General features: G+C 43.5%; 16 protein-coding genes. 6 read left to right on the forward strand and 10 right to left on the reverse strand.

Translation table 11 applies throughout. The annotated features are described in order from the left end of the window. Positions 1 to 79: 79 nt before the first annotated feature. Positions 80 to 1057 carry a Gfo/Idh/MocA family protein gene (locus R8O11_RS09155; RefSeq protein WP_132936645.1) on the reverse strand — a complete coding sequence of 326 codons (978 nt, stop codon included), beginning with the start codon at positions 1055 to 1057 and terminating at the stop codon, positions 80 to 82. 11 nt (positions 1058 to 1068) lie between these two features. Next, positions 1069 to 1356 carry a putative quinol monooxygenase gene (locus R8O11_RS09160; protein ID WP_025766691.1) on the reverse strand — a complete coding sequence of 96 codons (288 nt, stop codon included), beginning with the start codon at positions 1354 to 1356 and terminating at the stop codon, positions 1069 to 1071. A gap of 103 nt (positions 1357 to 1459) precedes the next feature. Between R8O11_RS09160 and R8O11_RS09165 the strand changes: the two genes are divergently transcribed. The 6 genes from R8O11_RS09165 (at position 1460) to R8O11_RS09190 (ending at position 9393) form a co-directional block, all read left to right on the forward strand. Continuing rightward, entirely contained in the window at positions 1460 to 2338 is an 879-nt protein-coding gene (locus R8O11_RS09165) for a LysR family transcriptional regulator (RefSeq protein ID WP_182039594.1), read from the forward strand. Positions 2339 to 2764: 426 nt separating this feature from the next. Then, positions 2765 to 4108, forward strand: a complete 1344-nt coding sequence (locus tag R8O11_RS09170) for a sodium/glutamate symporter (RefSeq protein WP_213874456.1) — start codon at positions 2765 to 2767, stop codon at positions 4106 to 4108. A gap of 204 nt (positions 4109 to 4312) precedes the next feature. Further along, positions 4313 to 4804 (forward strand): type II secretion system protein, encoded by a 492-nt coding sequence (locus R8O11_RS09175; RefSeq protein ID WP_005389069.1) that lies wholly within the window; start codon positions 4313 to 4315, stop codon positions 4802 to 4804. A 271-nt stretch (positions 4805 to 5075) separates the two neighbouring features. Further along, positions 5076 to 6815 (forward strand): ABC transporter transmembrane domain-containing protein, encoded by a 1740-nt coding sequence (locus R8O11_RS09180; RefSeq protein WP_136977072.1) that lies wholly within the window; start codon positions 5076 to 5078, stop codon positions 6813 to 6815. A 3-nt stretch (positions 6816 to 6818) separates the two neighbouring features. After that, on the forward strand, positions 6819 to 8594 hold the full coding sequence (locus R8O11_RS09185; protein ID WP_136977071.1) for an ABC transporter transmembrane domain-containing protein: 1776 nt from the start codon (positions 6819 to 6821) through the stop codon (positions 8592 to 8594). Between the two features lie 250 nt (positions 8595 to 8844). Continuing rightward, entirely contained in the window at positions 8845 to 9393 is a 549-nt protein-coding gene (locus tag R8O11_RS09190; RefSeq protein ID WP_085569861.1) for a hypothetical protein, read from the forward strand. Positions 9394 to 9435: 42 nt separating this feature from the next. On the opposite strand, the gene R8O11_RS09195 is transcribed toward R8O11_RS09190, so the two are convergent. From R8O11_RS09195 to R8O11_RS09230, 8 genes are all read right to left on the reverse strand, one after another. Continuing rightward, the gene (locus R8O11_RS09195; protein ID WP_136977070.1) at positions 9436 to 11658 is read right to left on the reverse strand and encodes a TonB-dependent siderophore receptor; all 2223 of its coding nucleotides are present in this window, start codon (positions 11656 to 11658) and stop codon (positions 9436 to 9438) included. Between the two features lie 200 nt (positions 11659 to 11858). After that, on the reverse strand, positions 11859 to 13835 hold the full coding sequence (gene fhuB / locus R8O11_RS09200; protein WP_136977069.1) for a Fe(3+)-hydroxamate ABC transporter permease FhuB: 1977 nt from the start codon (positions 13833 to 13835) through the stop codon (positions 11859 to 11861). Then, the gene (locus R8O11_RS09205; protein ID WP_005377718.1) at positions 13832 to 14716 is read right to left on the reverse strand and encodes an iron-siderophore ABC transporter substrate-binding protein; all 885 of its coding nucleotides are present in this window, start codon (positions 14714 to 14716) and stop codon (positions 13832 to 13834) included. Before R8O11_RS09205 ends, fhuB begins: the two co-directional genes overlap by 4 nt. Positions 14717 to 14727: 11 nt before the next feature. Further along, positions 14728 to 15492 carry an ABC transporter ATP-binding protein gene (locus R8O11_RS09210; RefSeq protein ID WP_136977068.1) on the reverse strand — a complete coding sequence of 255 codons (765 nt, stop codon included), beginning with the start codon at positions 15490 to 15492 and terminating at the stop codon, positions 14728 to 14730. Between the two features lie 324 nt (positions 15493 to 15816). Beyond that, positions 15817 to 16035: a hypothetical protein gene (locus R8O11_RS09215; protein WP_005377723.1), complete on the reverse strand. Its 219-nt coding sequence runs from the start codon at positions 16033 to 16035 to the stop codon at positions 15817 to 15819. Between the two features lie 87 nt (positions 16036 to 16122). Next, a complete protein-coding gene (locus R8O11_RS09220; RefSeq protein WP_054574122.1) occupies positions 16123 to 17247 on the reverse strand; it encodes an HD-GYP domain-containing protein in 1125 nt (374 codons plus the stop codon). Between the two features lie 274 nt (positions 17248 to 17521). Next, positions 17522 to 18727 (reverse strand): aromatic amino acid transport family protein, encoded by a 1206-nt coding sequence (locus R8O11_RS09225; RefSeq protein WP_033905238.1) that lies wholly within the window; start codon positions 18725 to 18727, stop codon positions 17522 to 17524. A 161-nt stretch (positions 18728 to 18888) separates the two neighbouring features. Continuing rightward, positions 18889 to 20082: an iron-containing alcohol dehydrogenase gene (locus tag R8O11_RS09230; protein WP_318194089.1), complete on the reverse strand. Its 1194-nt coding sequence runs from the start codon at positions 20080 to 20082 to the stop codon at positions 18889 to 18891. Between the last annotated feature and the right edge of the window lie 436 nt (positions 20083 to 20518).

A 20518-nucleotide genomic window follows, 5' to 3' on the forward strand; every position in this document is an offset into this window, starting at 1 on the left:
ACTGAACCCAAAATACAAACGGTGCACTGATCATTGGATTTAGTGCGCCGTTTTTATGTTCATTGGTTCAAGTACACACTTACTTTGAAGCCAGTGATTCCCACTCAGTCAGTAGCTGCATAATACGGTGAGAGTCTTCCCATGTTGCACAAGGGTTTTCTAACGAGGTACGCCCCTCTTCAACCGCTTGGCGAATATTGCGCACTTGATAGAAGAAAGCGTCCCCAGTTGCCGGTACAGACACTTCCCGCTTCGACGTCTCGTAAATTTCCACACTAAACTGGTTATCTTGCGTTGGTAGCCATGGGTTTGAATCTAAGGTAATACAGCCTTTGCTACCCAGAATGGTGAACTGGTGTTTCAATCCATGATCTTCGGCAGTATGTACGCTCACCGTTTGTTGCTCACCAAATTGCATCATCAAGCTCGACTCGCAGATATTCCCATCATTACCTCGTCGGCCAATCGCTTTCATTGAACGGTTCTCAAAGGTTTGTTCACCCAACATGGTTTTAACCACCAAATGCACTAATGACATTGGATAGCAACCTAAGTTATACAAAGCACCTTTGCTGTCTGGATTAACAAACTGCGCAATCGACGCAATATAAGACGTATGGATGGAGCGAAGTTCACCAATCTCTCCCGATTTAAGCACCGAAACCAACTCACTGATCAATGGGTGATGCAAGTACATTAAGCCTTCAGCAAAGAATACCTTGTGCGCTTCTACGGCTTGAAGTGCCAGCTCGGTTTTTTCCATATCTACCGAAAGTGATTTTTCACACAGGATCGCTTTGCCCTGCTCAGCCGCTTTGACGATAAAGTCATGATGAAGGTGATTTGGCAATGCGATATAAATAATGTCGACTTGCTCATCAGCAATCAACGCATCGTAATCGTTGAACGTATTCTCGATGCCATATTGCTCAGCGAATGCCTGTAAGTTCTGCTCCGAACGCCCAGCAACCGCGTACAGTTCACTCTTGTCATCGCCTTGGATTGCCTCAGCCATGACTCCTGAGATAAAGCTTGTGCCTAAAATGCCCCATTTCATGTTCACGTCTCCTATTGAGCTTGGGTTTCGAATGCTTGAACTAACTCTGCCATTTCAGCCGCAATAAACGCTTGTGTATGCGGCATAGCAAAATGCGCTTCAATCGCGGCGCGGTTTTCATATCGCTCCCAAAGAATCACACGTTGTGGAGCTTTAGAATCGTAGGTCGCATTCGCTTGCAAGCACCCCGCTTCGCTTTGCATATCAAGGCAAAATTGTTCAATGGCTTCAACCACTTGTTGTCTTGGCTTATCGGCATTCATTTTCAGTTCGGCGGTAACAAAAATCGTCTCGCTCATGATGGCTCTCTTTCTCCATTCTTAATCATACGCCCACTGTAATTAACCTCATTTGATTGATAAACTCTGCTTTAGTTATTTCTTTATCAACTTTGGGTGTGCAATGGATAAATTAACAAGCATGAAAGTTTTCGCTTACGTGGTCGAACACGGCAGCTTTCGTAATGCAGCACACCACTTTGATATTTCACCGACCATGGTTGGCAAGCACATGAGCTTTCTTGAGCAAAGCTTAGGTACGCAGCTGATTCATCGCACCACGCGCAAACAGTCCTTGACCGAAGCTGGCAGACTCTACTATCAAGAGTGCCACCGCATTATTGAAGACATCACCAACGCAGAGAACCTAATCCAGACGCTGATCAACCGCCCAACTGGAACAGTAAAAGTTAACTGCCCAGTTACCTATGGTAAAAAGGTGATTGCGCCCATCGTGGCTGACTTCTTAGCAGAATTTCCCGAACTGAACGTTGAGTTAATGTTGGATAACAGTTTGATTGACCCATATCGAAGCGAAGCAGACGTGATTATTCGTATTGGTGAGTTGGTCGATTCATCGTTAGTTGCAAGAAAACTCGGGCAATACGACATGACTTACTGCGCCTCACCCTCTTATCTTAAGCTGCATGCCCCTATCCAATCGCTTGATGACCTTGAACATCATCATTGTTTGGGATTTCAGTACCACCAAGGGGAAAGCCAACAGGTGGTGAACATGCCATCTAATACCTTTGGAAACAGCAACACCCGATTAACGTCTAATAATGGTGATGTGCTTAAGTTTGCCGCGTTAAAAGGCTCTGGTGTTCTTCTGCAACCAAAGATCTTAGTTGAACAGGAAATCCAATCTGGTGCCTTGGTAGAAATTCTGCAGCAACATGCTCCCAAGCCAAAACCGATCCACCTGCTTTACCGTTCAAAACAGCTTTCCCTTAAAAACCGTACCTTGGTCGATTTTATTCTTTCTCATGTGAATCCATAACGTCACCCCATAAAGCGGCGACAATTTAATCATTTAATTAACTTTTATTCTCGATATGACAAATATTATTACTTGTTAATTGTCTTTATTTTTCATGTTGTTAGTCAGAGACACCCATTAACTAGGCATAATTTATTGATTCACACCAATTGCATTGCTCTGACAAAGTGACTAGGATTGCCGCCTTTCCTGAGTGAACTATCAAAAAAATATCGAGAAATTTAATCTAATTTCTCTTCCTGTTCGTGTGCAATCACAACATTTACACTCATTTCAAATTGCATAAGCACATTCCTTTGCTTATGAAAACGACATTGATTTCTCAACGCTTTTAGTCACGTATGTGACTTTTTGGCTTGAGAGAGATTTTTATTCAAGGTAGGTCACAAGGACGCTACCCCTTGACTGCATTTACTGGAGGATAAGATGCCTAAAGGTCTAATGCTGACTGACTTAGCCATCGCTGGCTTACTATTGATTTTGGCAAAAGTCATTCGCGTTCACGCGCCATTACTACAGCGTATGTACATTCCATCGGCGGTTCTCGCAGGATTATTCGGTCTAATTTTTGGACCAGCCCTGTTAGACTTACTGCCTTGGACCGATACGTTTACCGCTAACGCAAGCCTATTAACTGCTGCACTTTTTTCTGCGTTAGGTCTGGCAACGGATGTTCCATCACCTAAAACCGTCGCACAGCGTGCTGGCTCATTGTGGGCGTTTAACCAAATCGCTTCTGTTTCTCAGTGGTTGTTTGCGGCAATGTTTGGTCTAGTTCTCACAACCTTCTTCTGGCCAGAGATTAATCCCGGCTTTGGTGTGACAATGTCTGCGGGCTTTATGGGCGGACATGGCTCTGCATCTGTTGTTGGTGAAATCTTCACGGGGCTTGGCTGGGAAGATGGCTTCACACTTGGCTTAACGTTCGCAACCGTGGGTATTTTCATTTCAATTTCTGTCGGCATGCTCATGCTGCAATTCGCATTGAAGATGGGTTGGATTCGTAGCTTTACGACCTTCGACAGCATGGATGAACACGAACGCAAAGGCCTTGTTAAGCCTGTTGATCAAGAACCGGTAATGAAAGACACCATGTCTTCCCTGTCAGTCGATTCTTTCGCGATTCACGCGGCGTTGGTTGTAGTGGTAACGGCTTTCTCGTATGTAGCGGCTAACTACTTATCTTCTTTCCACGATAAGGTACAAATTCCTACGTTCGTAACCGGCTTCCTTGGCGGCATGCTTGTGCGAATCATCGCGAAACAAACGAAAGCTTCACGCTATCTTTGTGACGGTGCATTCAAACACGCTGCGGGCATCAGTACTGATTATTTGATTATCTTTGGTATCTCAGCCATCAAGATTACCGTCTTAGCTCAGTATTTAATGCCGATGGTAGTGCTTGCAATCGGCGGTATCACCTTCACACTATGGCTAATCTTCTGGGTTGCCCCACGCATCATGGGCGAAGATTGGTTCGAGAAAGGCATTTTCTCTTGGGGTTGGTTAACCGGTACGGTTGCCATGGGTATTGCGTTGCTTCGTATTGTTGATCCAAAAATGCGTAGCAAGGTGCTTGATGATTACGCCATCGCTTATGTCCCAGGCTCAATCACTGACATCTTCATCATCTCTTTGATGCCAATCGCGATGTATAACGGCATGCACTGGCAAGCGCTTGGTGTAGGATTAGGTTACATCGCAATTGTCTTATTTATTTGGCGATTCATTTTTAAACGTAACCGCAGTGCTCTGACACACGAATCATAGTCGCTTTACTCGGGAGGATTTTGTCCTCTCGAGTTCATTCCTTGGTTTTTCTCAAAATCACTCCCTACCTCAAAAATAAGCAACTTGTTTTATATTTGAGATTTGCAATCCCGATCTCTTACTATCATTCTTTTTTAATACTTGACCTGAAAGTTTCTATATCAGAATAGCCGCCTATTCGTTTCTAAAACATGGAGAAAGGCTGTGCGTCGCTCTCAAGGATTTACTCTTATTGAACTCATTGTGTGCATCATCATTCTTGGTATTGTAAGCGTCGTTGCATTTCCTAAATTTCTTGACTTACAAAAAGATGCCAGAGTAGCGGTTCTATATGGAGCCAGAGAAGCACTCATGACCGCCAACAACTTTGTCTACACCAAAGCAGTGATTCAATCTCAAGAGACAGTAGATGGCGGCATAAAATATAACATTGATCTAGATAATGACGGCCATAACGACCTAATTGGTTACTTTGGATTTATCAAAAATGTTATTCCAGCAAAAGAGCTAGCAGGCTTTGATCCACAACTCACTATTAACACTTGGTACGGGGTAGACAGTCCAGACGAGCCCTACTTCCTTATTGGTTTTGCAAACAAGCCTGTTGGTCCAGAACATATGTGTTATGTCGAAGTTTACTACCCAGAAACTCCTGGTGGCCAAGTGAAATACAAAATACAAACTGACGATTGCTAATTCCCATAGAGAGTGGCAGTAACACTTTTACTTTTGGTGTCTTCATCGTTATTGCAAGGTAATGGCTCCAAAACCACCATTAACAACTATTTCACATAATGTCGTCGCACAGTTAGCTCATAGAGATAAAACCAGTAATTTGCGCCGACACATGGCTATAATTGAAACAATCTATCGTTTTTAAACCCGCCTATAACTTGTGCTTGTAAACTCATCATTTCGCTCAATAATAGTTCTATAACAAATTCAATAATTTAAAGCGGGAGGCGTAATGAGAATATTCTGGCAGCTACGTTGGTATTTCCAACAAAAGTGGAGGCACTATGTCGGATCCATTCTGCTTTTCGCTGTGATATCAGCACTACAGCTTGTTCCGCCCAAAGCAGTTGGCATCATAGTTGACGGCGTCGTAGACAACACTTTAGATACAAATACGCTGATTCTATGGCTCTCAGGGTTAACTGTACTGATCTTTACCATTTATGGGTGTCGCATCTTATGGCGAATTTGGCTTTTCGGCGCAAGCTGGGAGCTCGGGACCATTCTACGTAACCGTCTATATAGGCATTTATCGACACAGCCACCTCGTTTTTTTGAACGTTACAAGACGGGGGATCTGATGGCTCGTGGCACTAATGATGTGCGTAATATCGTTATGACAGCCGGCGAAGGGGTTTTAACCGCCGCAGACTCTTTGATCACTGGTATTGCGGTTTTAATCATTATGGTAACGCAAGTAAGCTGGAAGCTCACCGTAATGGCGCTTCTTCCAATGCCATTTCTTGCCATCATCATCTTCTTTATTGTGCGCATCCTACATCAACGCTTTCGTGTCGCTCAGGAAGCCTTTTCTACCATGTCAGACATGACACAAGAGTCACTTAATGGCGTGCGAATGCTGCGTGCTTTCGGATTAGAAAACCAAGAGCAGCAACGTTTTGAAGAGGTTGTGGATGATACTGGCGAAAAGAACATCGCTGTTGCAAGAGTCGATGCTAGATTTGACCCGGCAATTCAGTTAACCATCGGTCTTTCTTTCCTTCTTAGTGTCGCTGCTGGTGCTTACCTTGTTGATAAAGGTGAGATCACGCTTGGTGATCTGACCGCATTTACGATGTATTTAGGGTTGATGATATGGCCGATGCTGGCATTCGCATTCCTATTTAACATTTTAGAAAGAGGCTCAGCTGCATGGAACCGACTACAAGAGATCTTTGATGAAAAGCCAGAAATTATCAGTGGTAATAAGCCAATAGAAAATAAACCACTTCCGTTGAAAATTGATATCGACGATTTCCACTGGTCTAGTGATTTACCGCCCGCTTTGACGGAAGTAAACATCGAACTTGAACCCGGAAAAATGTTGGGAGTTGCAGGGCCTGTAGGAAGCGGAAAATCGACCCTGTTAACACTACTTTTGCGTCAACATGATTTAGAAAACGGCTCAATTAAATTCGGTGATGTCGAGATCAAGGATGCCCTACTTCCACAGTGGCGCAACCGTTTTGCTGTCGTTAACCAAAGTCCGTTTCTATTCTCCAAATCTATCTTCGACAATATTGCCTTAGGCAACCCTAATGCAGAGAAAGAAGAAGTCTATAAAGCAGCAAAGTTAGCCTGTATACATGACGATATTGAGAAGTTTCCTGAAGGCTACCAAACAGAAGTTGGTGAAAAAGGCATTACACTCTCCGGCGGGCAAAAACAACGTATTGCGATAGCACGCGCTATGCTGCTGAATGCCCAAGTGTTGGTTTTGGACGATGCACTTTCCGCTGTTGATGGACGGACCGAACATCAAATCCTTAAGAATTTGGAAACACACTACCGTGATCAAGCCCTAATCGTTATTGCACACCGCCTCACCGCATTGGAAGCAGCAGACGAGATCATTGTCTTGAATCACGGCCACATTACTGAACGTGGGCAACATAGCGCTTTATTAGCGCATCAGGGATGGTACGCCGAAATGTTCGAGTACCAAAAACTAGAACAGGCGATGGAGGAATAATGAATGAACCAGACCAGCACGTTTAAACGGTTAATGTCTTACCCATTATCTCAACCAAAGCCAATGATTAAAGGACTCGCCTTGCTGTTTATTGCAGCGTTAGCTAGCGCCGGCGGCCCTTGGTTGATTCAATATTTCATTGATGAGCACATCGCTAAAGGTGACTATTCACAAAGTGTTCTGATTTCGCTAGCAGTAGGTTATATCGCTCTTCAGATCGTATCGGCAACATTCCAGTATTTTCAGTCATTGCAATTTAGCATTGTCGCGGCTAACACGATCAAAGCGATTCGTAAGCAAGTATTTTCTGGCGTGATTAAGCAGCCGTTATCTGCGTTTGATTACACTCCTGCTGGAAAATTGGTGTCGCGAATCACCAACGATACGGAATCTTTACAGCAATTTTATGAGCTTTTGATCGCGACCGTGGTGAAAAACGTGGTCATGATTGTCGTAATGCTTGGCGTTATGTTTTTCATGAGCTGGAAGCTCACACTCGTTGTGCTTGTATTGCTGCCGATCGTCATCGGCTTTATGTACTTGTTTAAGCAGCTAAGTACAGAAAGCTACCGAAAGATGCGTGACCTATTGACCGATATAAATGCGAATCTGAGTGAATCCATTCAAGGGATGAGTGTCATTCAATTAATGCAACAAGAAGAGCGTTTTAATAAACAGTTCAACGAGCTAACCGCAGAGCATCTGGTGGCATCTAAACGAGTGATTCGGCTAAACGGCTATCTGCTAAGACCATTAATGGACTTACTCGCTGGTCTTGCGTTGCTTTGCTTGGTTGCGATCTTTGGTTTTAATGGTATTGAGTTGATTGGTGTGGGGGTACTGTATGCATTTATCAGTTATCTTGCGCGAGTTACTGAACCACTAATTGAGATGACTCAGCAACTTGCTCTACTTCAGCAGGCGTTAGTATCAAGCGAACGTGTTTTTGAATTGATTGATGCGAAAGAACAAACTTACGGGGGCGATCATCAACCATTAAGGTCAGGTGCTATCGAACTTAAAGACCTCACATTTAGCTACGATGGTAAACAGGACGTCCTAAAAGACATTTCGTTGAAGGCCAACCACCAAGACTTTATCGCGCTTGTCGGGCATACAGGAAGCGGTAAAAGCACATTAGCGTCACTGTTAATGGGCTTTTATCCAACGCAATGTGGTGAACTGCTCATAGGTGGTCGTCCACTTAAAACATTAGGGAAAGACGTACTTCGCAAAGATGTGGCAATGGTTCAACAAGATCCACATATTCTCCCTGCTTCAGTCAGAGAAAACATCTCTCTCAGTCGGGCAGTTGATGACAATCAAATATGGGATGCGTTAGACAAGGTTGGTTTGGCAGAACAAATTCATCGTTACCCTAACGGGCTAGACACGCAGTTAGGTCAAGGCGAAACTAATTTATCTGCGGGTCAGAAACAGCTTTTGGCGTTAGCACGTGTGCTTGTGGTAAAACCTAAGATATTGATATTGGATGAAGCAACCGCAAATATTGACTCAGGAACAGAGGCTTTAATCCAAAAGAGCTTGGCGGTACTCAGACAAGACATGACGCTCGTTGTTATTGCTCATCGGCTTTCAACTATCCTAGATGCAGACCAAATCATTGTTCTTCATCATGGGGAGTTAGTCGAGAAAGGCACACACAAAGCACTCTTAACGCAAAATGGTCGCTATGCCCAAATGTATCAGTTACAGCAAGCAAACCGACATCTACAACAGATTGAAGAAGACACCAAGCAACTCGAAGAAGCGGTGTGATTTTATGCCCGTGCCTTCTTTTTATTTAGTCGGCATGGGCATAATTGGTGTAACTTCAAAATTTAACCTGTTAGCTTCCAATTTCTTCATAATGTGAACTAATTTTCTATTTCTTACCTATTATTGACATAACCCCTCGCTATATCGCGCAAGGTCGTTGTAAAATCGTACGGTACTTAAGTCTACTGCCTGTGGCATTGGACTGAATTCCGCTTTCTAATTATGCACATTAATCTCATGACACAAGTCCATGGACAAAGATAAGTTTACTAACATCTATCGCTTGCCTGGTTCGATTCAAATTCGTATCGGTAAATGGCAAAAGACGTTCCGCGGCACCTCTGATTTAGTTTTACATCAGGCGCTAATGGAACGTAATAAGCAATTTAAGAAGCCAGACTTTTTACCTAAAGGCTGGTGTGTCACTCCTATTGATGAAAACGACATTACCATTACGCATCACGGTAAATATATCCAAACCGTTATGCGCACAATGCTGGACAGAAAGGTCTCATACAAGCGACTGTTCCTATCTCGAATGGCTCTCGAAGAAGGTGAAAAAGTGCTCCACAATTACAAGCTGGAGTGGGTAAGAAAACATAACCAGATCGCCAAAAAGTACAATCAAATTAAAAAGAAACAATATATGAACTTTGCAAGAGAAGAAGAGGAAACCCTCTACCCTTCGATTCCAAAGGGTGAGTTTGACAAAACATTATGGAACAAACTTGTCGTATCATCGTTTGGTCCGCAGAAAAAGTACAAAAACCCGCACTTTGTCCGTAAAGCCGATTTCTAAATAAACACCCCTAAAGTTAGGGGTGTTTATTTATACGTTAACTCACCAGTCGTAAGTTAAACTTGCAATAACATTTTGTCGGTCGCCATACCAACAAAAGCCATCACATGTCGCTATGTACTTTTTATCCGCGATGTTTTTAGCTGCGACTTGTAACTTGTAATCGCCGATTCGATAACTGACCGTCGCATCCATTAAGAAATAACTTGGTACTTTTAGTCTCTCTTCATTGTCTCCGTATGACTCACCTGTATAGCGCGCGCCTAAGCCAACAGCAAAGCCATCAAGAGGTCCATCAAAGAAACGATAATGTGCCCAAGCTGATGATACGGTATTCGCCACTTGGGAAGGTGTTTTGCCAACCCATGCCTTATTGATGTCTTCTTTTATCTCTGCATCAACGTACGCAATGTTCCCGATCAATGTTAAGGATGGTGTCACATTAGCTACAGCTTCAAACTCAACGCCGTTATTTTCTATTTTTCCTATTTGCGTTAATTCACTCAAGTAGATACGAGCCAAGTTTTCTTTTGTTGCCCGATACGTTGCAATATTGAAATAACCATCAAATGAATCCGGTTGGTATTTCATACCGATTTCAAATTGATCACCGCTTTCAGGCTTCGCTGGCTTACCATTGCTGTCTTCTTGAATAATTGGATCAAAGTACTGAGAGTAACTAAAGTATGGCGTGAAGCCAGAATCAGAAATATAAGCCGTTCCCACGCTAAACGTCCACTCTCCATTATCGACTTTCGTGCGAGCACCCGTGGTAACATTATGTACTTCATTACTTGTATCGTCGTAACGGGCGCCCAATAACATCGCCCATTTATCGTTGATCAGCATATGATCTTGAAAGTAGACGCCGAGCTGCTGATTATCGATTTTCGTTCTTTGCTTATCGGTTTCGCTCAATGGTTGTAGCGTATTCGGATCGAGTAACATTATGTTATCCGAATAAGTAGGATTAAATACATTAAACCTAGGATCGGGCAAAGCTCCCATTGGTGTGTTTAATAATGCATTACCATTAGCAACTATAGGGTCATTGGCAAAATCTTTACCATCGATACTGATCATTTGAAAATCTATGCCCAACATCAAGTTATGCTCAACACTTCCCCAATTTACTTGGTGCATCAAACGATTATCGATATTAAAAGCATCAGATGACCCATCTTCTGTTGAAGCACCCCGAAGTATGGTTTTGCGTTCATGTGATGGGTCCAAAACCGGCCCCAACGCAGGCACATCAGCCGAGTAAACGTACGAATACATTTGTCTTAGCTTAACATCCATTTCGCTGTAACGAGCTGCTTGAATAAATGAAGTGGTATCATTAAATGCATGAGAAAACTCATAGCCTAAAGACACCTGCTCACGCTCAAACGTCTCCCAGTTAGGATTGCCTATCGCTAAACTATCACTGATCTTTCCATTTTTGTTTGGCGTTAACGTTCCTTCAACTGGCAAAAATTGCAGATAAGGATCTGAGTCGTCTTTTTGATAGCTCGTTAGAAAGGTAATTTCAGACGCCTCATTAAATTTGTACGTCATCGATGGAGAGAGAAGAATGCGCTCTGCTTCTACCCCACTAATTCTCGTCCCATTTTTTCTCGCTAACCCTTGAAAGCGGAAAGCTAGCTGCTCACTCACCTCAGAGTTTACGTCAAGAGAAAGCTGTTTACGGTCTTCAGAACCGTACTCCAAAGATACAAGTCCTGACCCCCCATCAAATTGAGGTCGCTTACTGACAACATTGATGACCCCACCAGGAGGGTTTTGCCCATAAAGAACAGACGCTGCACCACGTAAAACTTCAACCCTCTCTAACGCAAACGGATCTATTTGCCAACTATAGAAGCCAGAAGAATATAAACGGGTACCATCTTGATACAACCCACTGTTCGCCTGTTTAAAACCACGAATAATAAACCAATCTTGCTTGTTATCTTCGCCGAAATAATTAGTTTGAATGCTTGGTGTGTACTGTAGTGCGTCAGAAATGCTAATAGAGGCACGATCATCCATTTGCTCTCGCGTAACAACAGACACCGCTCTTGGAGTCTCATTGATGGCAATATCAGTTTTCGTCGCTGCCCGACTCTTCGCTCCAAGATAACTAAAATCAGGACCAACTGCACTGTCTTGCTGCTGTCCAATCACAACTATATTTTCATCTTCCTGAGCCAAGACATTTGGCGTTGATAAAGCTAATACAACCGCCATCGACGTTGGTGTCAGCATAAACTGCCGAGTCATATTCTTCTCCTTTTTGTCGGCAGCCAAACCAACCCTTCATGACTTCAGCGACCGCTGAAAGAAAAGCGAGTTACGGCATCGCCAGTTGTTTCCGTAAAAGACAAACCAGAGGTTTTGCATAAAGCACTCGCATAGGTTACGAATGCCACTACGAGTGCTTATTTGTATAAGTACTTTCTTGGTTGAGGCTTAGCTCATTTCTATAAGCGGCGTAAACCCCACATTAAATACAAACCGCCAATGAGAGACGCCATAAGCCCTGTTGGTATTTCTTGCGGATAAAGGACCTGTCGTCCCAACCAATCAGCCAACAACATCACCCCTGCCCCCAGTATCGCGGCGCATAACATGTGTTGTGACGCTTTGTTAAAACCAAATAAGCGAGCTAAATGCGGAGCCAACAACCCAACAAAGCTAATCGGGCCAACAACCAATGTCGCACTGACCGTGAGACAAGCAACTAAAAGAAGCAGTATTGCGCGTGAACGATCAACTCGAATTCCAAGTGCTTTAGAGGAAGCGGCACCGACAGGAAGAATATCTAGCCATCTTACGCAGAGAAAACTCAACCCTATAAAGACAAGCGCAGATAAAGACAATGGGAGTAACGTTTCAACCGAGACATAGTAGGTAGACCCAGACAACCAAGCCAATGCTTGATAACTTCTTGGGTCACCAGTGGCTAGAATAAAGCTCTGTATTGCATTCATCAGTGCGGTTATCGCAATACCAGTCAACAAAATACGCTCCGGCTGAAAGCCTGACTTACGGTTTAGCAGCACAATGACTAATACCGTCGCTAATGCGCCTACGAACCCGCCTAGAGAAAGAGTGAAAATTGACGAACCAAACCCAGTAAACATCGCGATGATCAATCCCATCGCTGTCCCTGAACTGATACCGATCACTTCAGGACTTGCCATTGGGTTTCCACTTAGGCGTTGAATCATGGTTCCAGCAATCGCTAACATTGCCCCCGCAATTGCTGCTGCAAATAATCTAGGTGCGCGCCATTCCAAAAAAATCCAATTTTGGCTAGCAAATAAGTTTGTCCACCCTTCATTTTGCACAGCAACCGTGGCAAAAAGAACAACAGAAATTAACGTGCCGATCAACGCCAATGAGATCGCTTTAGGGTTTAGCTTGTAAACATGTTGACGGTGTCGAGTTAACACTGTTTGAGTATGGCCCTGCGTCTTTTGTGATAAACGAGGTAACAGCCATAACAGTAGCGGAGCGCCTAGTGCAGCGGTTGCTGCTCCCGTTGGTATAAAACTCGCCATTAGCCCTGGCAGTTGCTGAATAACCAAATCGGTTAAAGTCAATAACATGGCACCAATCAGCATTGATACCCAAAGCTTATGCTGGATTTTATTGATACCTATCAATCGAGTAATCGCTGGCGCCGCTAACCCGATGAAACCGATGATTCCTACGGCAGAAACCACCCAAGAAGTGATTAACACCGCAAGCCCAAGACAGACAAAACGCAACTTAGCTAGCGAGACACCTAAACTCTTGGCACCTTGCTCGGAGAGTTCCAACAGACTTAACGGCTTTGCAATCACAAATGCAACGACCGTAGCAAGTGCGATTCGAGGGGCAAGATACGAGAAATCTCCCCATCCACTCTGAACAAGCGAACCGGCTCCCCATATCATTAACCCATTCAGCTTTTCGGTATTCATCATCAGAATAACCGTACTTAATGATGCAAAGTACAGGTTTATCACTAACCCAGAAACGACGACAACCGTTGGAGATAACGCTCGTCGCCATGACAACAACATCACCAACCCCATCGATATCACACCGCCGATGAGAGCAACCAAATTAGGCGCAATATCCAACATCCAAGGAGCGAATAGCGTAGCTAACATCAAAGCAAAACTTGAACCGCTCGCCACACCAAGTGTCGTGGGTGAAGCGAGAGGGTTACGCAGCACTTGCTGCATTAATACCCCAGCAACCGCTAATCCAGCACCAGATATAATCGTGGTGAAGACTCGAGGCCACCAGCTAAAGTGAAGTAAAACAGAATCGATAGATTGAAAGTTAGGCTCCCATAAACTGCTTAGAGCTAACGAAAATGAGCTTACTTGGTACAATTGGAAAGCACCAATAGAAAAGGTAAATGCCGAAAGTAACACCACAAAGCTTAAAGGCATCGTTTTCATTGTGTTAACTCCTCGACCTTACTCGCCGTAACTAACTCTGCGAAACGAAGTGCTGAAGGCATAGAACCAAAACTCCAAACGGGCGCGACTTGCATGACCTTTTCACCAGATTGTTGAACAACATATTGCCAAAATGGGTCTTGAGAGAGCTGCTCCGCTCCACCATAAGGTAATGGCTCTACGATAACGATTTGAGCTTTTATGCCAGCTAACTTGTCGATGCCAACTAGGCTGAAGCCCCAGCTATTCGTCTTTTCATTCCATGCATTACTCAGCCCAATCTTTTCGATAGCCTGGGAGTAAAGACTATTTTGACCAAAAACACGTACGTGCTTTGTATCCATAAACTGAATCATTAGAAGTGGCGGCTGGCCTTTATTTATACGCTGTTTTAATAAAGACAAACGTTTTTCATATTGTTGGATAAGCGCCTCTGCTTCCGCCTCTCTTCCCAGCTCTTCACCAAACCTCCGAGTGAAACTGGTAAGTACCGACCAATCCGTAATCCCGCTTTCATATAAGTCAATGGTGGTAACCGGGGCGATATCAACTAAGCGATGCTTCATTGAGGAGAAGTACGGGGCAATAAAAATACGATCAGGTCTGAGCTCGTAAATGCGCTCTATATTGGGTTGAGTTCTTAACCCTACATCCTTCGTTTGAGGTGGTAACGGTGGCGATTTTACCCAAGCATCGTAATCTTGCCCTTGAGCAACGCCTACAGGTACGACCCCTAAAGCCAACATCGTTTCAGTTTGTGTCCAATCAACCGACATCACCCGAGGTGATGCGTCAGCTAGTGCTTGAAAAGAACTGACCAAAAGCGCACTAAGTGAGAGAGCGAAAGAGAAATGTTTAAGTCGAGTGTTTGTACTGCTCATTATTCCAACCTTTAGCTTGGCATCGCCACCGGATAACCCGCAGGGTGGTCAGAGATCATCATCTCTATCCCATATATGTCCCTCAGCTTAGGTTCAGTAAACACCTGTTCAACATTGCCTTGTGCAATCAAATCACCTTGATGTAATGCAACGATGTAGTCGCAAAATCGTGCAGCCAAGTTGATGTCGTGCAATACGATAATAACGCCCAAACCCAGTTCTTGACTGAGTTTAGAGATAAGCTTCAACATATCTACTTGATGGCTGATATCTAGCGCAGACAAAGGCTCATCAAGAAGCAAATACTCGGTTTTTTGGGCTAACAGCATAGCTAGCCACACACGTTGACGCTCTCCTCCAGATAACGTGTCCACTAAGCGATCTGCGTATTTTAGTGTGCCTGTCATCGCCATTGCTTCTTCAACAATGTCGTGATCTTTCTGACTCAAACGTCCAAGTAAACCATGCCATGGATAACGACCAAAACCGACTAAATCTCGACCTAAAATACTGTCGGTCACTGGAAGATGCTGAGGCAAGTAGGCAATATGTTGGGCGAATTTTTTCGCTGAGAGATCGTTAATGCTCGTTCCATGCAGAACCACGTCACCAGCTGTGTATTGCTGTTGCTGTGCCAGCAACTTTAACAATGTGGATTTTCCTGAACCATTGTGTCCAACAAGGGCGTATGTTTTTCCGGGTTCAAATGTCACATCAAACGCTTTTAGCAATGACTTGCCTTCAATCTCAAACTGGAGTGCTTTAGCTTCCAACATCCCTACTTCACCTAATAGCCATTTACGAATAACAGTTATTCAAAGCTCTCATTCGTTGATCACGTTTGCCGTTCTTATTCAACAGAGCGATTAATAAGGGAGGTTTTATATAACAACAAAGATACAAATGCAAACCGTTGTCATTATCATTACATAAACAAGATCATTGAGAGAATTGCTAAGTGTTAGTGATAATTTGCTCTGCTGAACTTCATTAGTAAATTATAGGCAGGTCAACGAGAGCAGCGGTCTCCCACTGCTCTCGCATAAATTTGAACGAATACTGCAGCGTATGAAGAAATGAAAAATGCCGCAGTGAATACATTAATGACGAGCGTCAGCGCCAAACTCTACTTCTTTATAGATATCGGCCAGCGACTTTTTACCTTGTTTGTCTTTGGCTGAACGCTTTTTCTTAGTTTGATAATGGTATTCTTGCTCCTGAAGTGCTTGTTCGTGCTCTTTTGCTGACTCAACAAACTCAGGATTTGCAAGTGCTTGTTGGCGTAAGCGGTTTACTCTTTCAAGGGTTTCCCACAACATACTTCACCTCCAAACTTATTACTGTATATAAAAACAGTATTGTTTAAATATTCCTCCTCGTCAACATTTCAACTTTGTTACTGCTCTTCACATTAACCCCAAGCCTGTATAGTGCTCGGGATATTTGTGGATGATTTGCTTTATATAACCTTGATGCTCTCGCAGAGCATCAACACATTCTCGAGATAACCACCCCTGATATACCCATTTTTCAAGTTCTAACAATGCGTATGGGATGGACCACGCTTGTCTATACGGATGGTGCGTTGTCATAAAATCAAAGGCATTCGCGACAGCCGTAATTTGCGCGGCGATTGGTATATCATCATTGGTTAAACCATAAGGATAACCAGTGCCATTTAAGTTTTCGTACTGATAAGTAACCATCTGCAAAAACAAAGTCACACTCGGGTGAACCGGATTTCCGATACGGGCAACTATGTCATCCGCTGAATCGATACAACGCTCAATATGTTGAATCAATATCGCCTCTTGTTCTTGAGAGTAATTTGTTCGGCGGCTAGCAATTTCAACTGGCAGCTGACTATCACCGAGCGCATGGAACTGAGCAAAAATACCAATATCTTCGACCATTTCGTCATTCAGGTGATAACGATCCGCTAACTGCGTTGCGATAATTTGACTGTAGTACTTCATGCGTTTGGTATGCGCGTAATACTCAGGTGAATAGCCTGGCATCATACATTGCATTCGGTTCGCTAGCGTTTCTATCGCATTGACTACTTGAGTTTCTGATTCAACCGCAAATCGAATCATTTCGAAATAAGGTTTAAGACCATTCAGCGCTTCTAAACTAAACGCATCACGTTGAGTGGAGTTCAAAAATACAAAACCAGTAAAAGCTTTATTGTCATAACAAGGAATAGCAGCCGACGACTGATATCCGTGTTTGAGTAAAATTTGAACCCGAGGACAGTGATTAATATCATGAAGGTCTTCGACGATACGAGGAACCGCGTTTTTAGAGGCAATATTGAGGTGGTGGAGTTTACGGAATGCTGATTCGTGATGGGCTAGACACCAAGTGTCGAACTCACTTTCTGCAAATGATTTGAGCACATCTTGGTCTGGGTGATATTTTGCAAATGACACCCTATCAATACATGGCAAGTGCGCCTGCATCCTGCCTTTTAGCGTTTGCAGTTGCTCGTTAAGCGGTTTTGCAAACGGGTAAAAACTCCGGTGCGCCATGCTTCACCTCCACACCAAAGCAGAGAAACAAGAAAAGCTCATTGTGTTGCAAATTCAATGGTATTTTGAGCGGTTTTCTCCACTTAAACTATCGATATACCACAACTTAAGTGTACGAAATAAAAGCACATTTCTACCAATTTTTTCACCGGATATCTTACGGTAATTTGATCCAGATTAAAAAAGCCAACGAGCAAAACTCGTTGGCTTAACAATACTGATTGATTACGATGGATTCAGTAACTAGAGGTTATTCAAAGAACGTTCTGAACAACTAGCCTAGAGCAGGAAGCACACCCAGCGTAATTAACACCTGAGCGAATACGATGCCAGTGCCAGCGATGCCCGTTATCACTAGCGCACCTTGACCACCTGCGACGCGGTACTCCCCAGTAAAATCATCCGATTTACGAACCTTGATCACCATAACCAAAGGCAAAAAGATGGCTAAAATCGCTAAGGCAATCGCTGCATAGCCCAAAGCCATAATAAAGCCTTGAGGATAGAAAAGTGCGAAGCCTAGCGGTGGAGTAAACGTCACTAGTGCCGCAATCAAACGATTAGGCTTATCGTTACTTCCTTTGATGGTATCACCCAAAAATTCGAATAGACCCAAACTCACGCCAAGGAACGATGTCAACAATGCCAAGTCAGCAAACACACCAACAATGCTACCCAAATTTGATTGGTGTACTGTCTGAGATAGTTGACCAATCAGTGCGCTCAACCCTCCGTTCTCAACAAGCGTACTTTGGCTAACCACACCCAACGTCACGATTTGCCAAAAGATATAAATAACGAGTGGAATCGTCGAACCAATAATAACGGCTTTGCGTAAAGAAGAAGTGTCACCGTCTAAGTAATTCACAATTGCAGGTATACTTCCGTGGAAACCAAACGAAGTAAAGATCACCGGAATCGCCGCTACAACAAGGCCTTGTTCGATTGGCATACTTAACAAGTAAGATTCCGTAACGTTTGGAGCAAGAAAAGAAAGCACCGCAACCATCGCAATGAGCTTCATCGCGAACAGTACTCGGTTTACTTTATCGACCGTACCGGTACCCACCGTCACAACTAAAGTCACAATTAAGGTAAAGATTATCGTTGATGTAGGCCCTGAAATATCGAGGTCAAACCATTGTGCAAGGCGGTCTCCGAACTGAGCACCACCGCCAGCGATATACGCTGCACACAACGAGTAGAAAAGGAACAACATCGCAAAACTTGCCACCCACTTGCCTTTTTGACCTAGGATCTGTTTCGCCAAAGTATGAAGTGTAGCACTACTCTCCGCATGTTGATGAAGCTCAAGCATAAGTAAGGCAGTGAAAGCCATCAGAGCCCATAAACCTAGCATGATGATAATTGAAGTTGAAAAACCAATGCCGGCAGAGGCAAGTGGAAGCGCTAGCATACCAGCGCCTATTGTAGTGCCCGCAATAATTAGCGTACTACCGAATACTTTAGAACGACTCATTGTATATTAATCTTTACACTTTATTAGAAATTATCAGTATTAGATCGGGCAACGGCGGACCGAAACCAACACCATATTTGTATTGCCGTCGATATTGTAGGATCTTTAGCAGAAGATCAAGCAAAGTGTAAGGATAAAAAACCACACATGTAAACTATAATTTACGCCTTGCTGATATTTAACAATAACTGTGTGCATTCTTCCCTGTTCATGAACTTGGGAACAGGGTAATTCCAGTGCGCCTCTTTCAGAATTAAATCTACAAGCGCATCAGCATCTTCGCGCTGAATGAGTGCACTTTTCTGCTTAATATCAATGCTTGCAAACAAAGACTCCACATGCGTCAAAAAGTGTTGAGCACTCGCCTCACCTGACTGCCCTTCGGCCGTCAACGCATCGAGTTTTCTTAGTTGAGGCTCTATCTCTGATAATGAAAAGCGCAGCACAGGTAACAAGGCTAATCCGTTTGCCATACCATGAGGTATTCCATATCTCGCACCGAATGTGTGAGCAAAGGCATGAACATAACCCAAACTCGCTTTGGTAAATGCTAAACCCGCGTAATAGGATGCCATAGCCATTTTATGACGAGCTTCGACATCATCCCCTTGCATCACAGCCCTAGGAAGATATTTAAAAATGAGTTTAATAGCGGCAACCGAATAAGCCATCGTTTCTTGAGTAGCGTTTTTCGATACATAGGCCTCAATAGCGTGGGTTAATGCATCAACGCCAGTATCAGCCGTGATCTTAGGAGGTAAACCAATCATTAAATTCGCATCTAAAGCTGCCATTAGTGGCACCAACTTTGGATCCATTAAAGGGGTTTTAATGTGTGAGGAGGGATCTGACACGACCGCAGCGATAGTAACTTCACTTCCGGTTCCAGCCGTTGTTGGAATAGCAAAAAGCGGCGCTGGCATTCGCCATACCTTCAATAGTCCAGCTAATTTTTTGATTGGCCGTTTATTGGTAACTTTCGCAGCGATGACTTTTGCACAATCCATTGCAGAGCCGCCGCCCAAAGCTAATATGCCCTCACAATGAAAACGATGATAAGCCTCTAGACCGCTCTCAACCTGATCATAGGTAGGATCGGGCTTAACTTGCGAGAAAACATCTAACTGTAAATCGAGTTGTGCTGCTGCCTCAAGCACCTTATCTACAATACCGACTTGGACTAACCCTTCGTCGGTAACTAACAAGACGCGTTTAAATCCCAGCTCGGTCATCGATTCTAATAGCTCATTCATCGAACCAGGGCCGGAAAACAAGGTTGGTCTCGGCATAGGAAGGATAAGGGCTGCTATTTTTAACCCTGCGGTGTAAGTCCGATATAAACGATGCTTCAACATACGAAATCCTTTTCATTTAGAGCTATCATTCTAGCTACTTTTACCACCTATGCTTACTTTGCAATCACACATTTTCAATAAACTTATCTCACCAAAAAGGCTAACATCGCTGGGAAGCCGTACCATTTTATTATCTTTCCTCAACAACATGAGCTACAGAGAAAATATTTTCAACGACGCTCTATTGTCATGTTGTTAACAAGCTGCTTTACCTAATACTCTGTTAGTTACAGAGCAAGCCTCGAAGAAGTCTTCTTATTTTTTGCCTTCAAGAACAACAATATAAATTCTGTTAATCACACATCAATACCGTGTGTCTCTGGTTGAGCCCGAACACGATTTACAAAAATAAAAATAAGAATGCGTTACATCATGATTTATTGTCGTTTTCAAATAAGTCAACAAGAGCAACAATAATCTTTCAAAACTTATACTT

Source organism: Vibrio sp. 1288 (assembly GCF_033344475.1).